Origin of the sequence: Bacillus hominis, from assembly GCF_018332515.1 — a bacterium.
Lineage (GTDB): Bacteria > Bacillota > Bacilli > Bacillales > Bacillaceae_G > Bacillus_A > Bacillus_A hominis.
Map to the genome: position 1 here is coordinate 1 of NZ_BOQD01000459.1, position 2,404 is coordinate 2,404.

The window sequence follows — 2,404 nt, forward strand, 5'->3', positions numbered from 1 at the left end:
ATTAACAAAGATGCAGTTACTACAGAATTATTCTCTTTAACTGGAAAAACAGTTGAGAAAGTAGAAGTTGGTAAAGACAATAAAACTGTAATCGTAACTTTTAATAACATTGCGAAAGTTGAAGATGCAGTATTAGTTGTTGCTCCAGTTGAAACAAAAGCTGATGCTAAAGTTAAAACTGCTAAATACACTCAAGTAATTTCTTACAAAGATACAGTTCGCCCTGAAGTAAAAGGTGTTGAATATGTAGATGCAAACACTGCAAAAGTTGTTTTCTCTGAGCCAGTTGCAGATCAAGGACAAGTAACTGTAAACAATGATAAAGCTGTTGTTAAAGGTCTTTCTGCAGATGGAAAATCTTTAGAAATCGATTTAACAAATGTTGATGAGAATGCAGAAGTAGTTGTAACAATTGTTGGTGCAACAGATGTTGCTGGAAACTTAATTTCTCCAAACCCAGTAAAAACAACTATTAAAAAGCAAGCTATCGATAAAACAAAACCAGTAGTAAACGGTGTAGAAGTACTTTCTGATACACAATTAAAAGTAACATTCTCTAAAGAATTTACAACGCTAGACAAAACTGCTGTTTCAGTAAATACGAAAACACCAACTAGTGTTGAGTTAGATAAAGACAACAAAAAAGTTGCATATGTAACATTAAAAGATGCTGATAACCTTCTAAAAGATGGTCTTAACACAATCACAATTAAAGCTGGTGTTAAAGACAAATTCGGTATCGCATTAGAAAAAGATTATGTGAAACAAGTATTAGTATCGGCTGATGCAACTGCTCCAGAAGTAACTAAATCTGAAGTTGTTACTGAAAAAGTTGAGAATGTAACTAAACAATTCCTTGTATTAACTTACAGCGAAGATGTTGAAGTAGCAGGTAACGTTCCAGCAACAGGTACACATGTTAATAACTATGTAACAAATGATAAAGCTGCTTTCGGTGGTTCATTAGATACTACTGAAAGAAAAGATAAAAAAGTTGTTAAAATCGATGTAACAAATGTAACTCCAGGATCTTGGACAGTTACATTACCAGTTGGATTTGTTAAAGATGATGCAAAAACTCCAAATGGTAGCAAAGCAAAAACAGTTGCATTTAATGTTGCTGGTCAAGCAGCAGAAGCTGGTGAACTTGCTTACACAGTAGTACCTAATGGAAGCAATGGAGTAACAGTTAATTTCGATGGCGAAGTTGACGGAGCTTCAGCTGTTAATGCAGCAAACTATGCTGTAGAAGGTGCAAAAGTAGAAAAAGCAGTATTAGTGAACAATAAAGGAACTGCTCAAGTAGAACTTACATTAAAAGCAGGTTCAGTAGAAGCTTCTGGTGACTACGCAGTATCTGTTACTGGTGTTAAAGATAAAACAAAAGCTGTAGAAGCGAAACTTGCAAAAGACGCAAAAGCAATTGTTAATCTTAAAGAAAATGTAGCACCAAAAGTAGAAAAAGCTGAATTAATCGATGGTAAACAAGTTGTATTAACATTCAGCAAAGCAATGGATGCAAATACAGTAGAAGCTACAGACTTTAATTTCCTTCTTGATGGAACGAATGTATCTTCTCTAGCTCAAAACCCAATTTCAGTAGAAAAAGGGGAAGTTGCAGCAAATGGTAAACAAATCAAATTCAACTTTAGCCGCGAATTAACAAGTGCAGAATTTGCTAAAACAGTTACTGTTAAAACTGCAAAAGACGGATTTGAAGTTAAAGACTCAAACCAAAACAAACTTGCTCCAATTGAAAGCTTAACAGTTACAAAAATCATTAAGTAATAGTTTGTTCGTATAATTGAATGAATTTAATAAAAATAAGCCTATAATTTTATAGGCTTATTTTTTATGGCTGATTCAAAAAGAAAGCTGTAATTGATGAAGATAATAAAACTTGTAGATATATACAAAGTAATTTTTTATTGAGAAATAAATTGACAGCGTTTTCAAAAATAGAAAAACACCCCATTAATATGTAAATCTTTTGTAAATTCACACCTTTTCCCGTTAAAAAAACATTCGAAAAAAGGAAGGAAGTGTCGAATTAATGTATTTTAGGTCGAATATAGTCTGAAAATTGTATTTATTGTAAAAAATATTTAAGTGATGAAGTGGAAATATGTGCTATAATTCCAATTGTGTATTCGATATGAAAAATATACGAAGCGCAGTGAGAGTAGTTTATAGGAAAACAGTTTGCTCATTACTATATTCGAGTATTATTAATATCCTAATAATACGATCAAAAGACTGAATTATCAGAATGTGTCGAATCTTCTTTTGAGAAAGTTCTTGATAACGAATAGTTTTGTATAGTATGATGAACTTGTTTCAAAAAATGGTATTTAAACCTTATATTTACATTTAACGGTTTGTATCATTTTATTATGTGAACTAC

1 protein-coding gene is annotated in these 2,404 nt (G+C 31.9%); it reads left to right on the forward strand.

Annotated elements, in window-relative coordinates:
• Nucleotides 1–1,788: Ig-like domain-containing protein (locus tag KI356_RS26350; RefSeq protein WP_212936923.1), on the forward strand; the 1,788-nt coding region annotated here is incomplete at its 5' end.
• Nucleotides 1,789–2,404 lie beyond the last annotated feature (616 nt).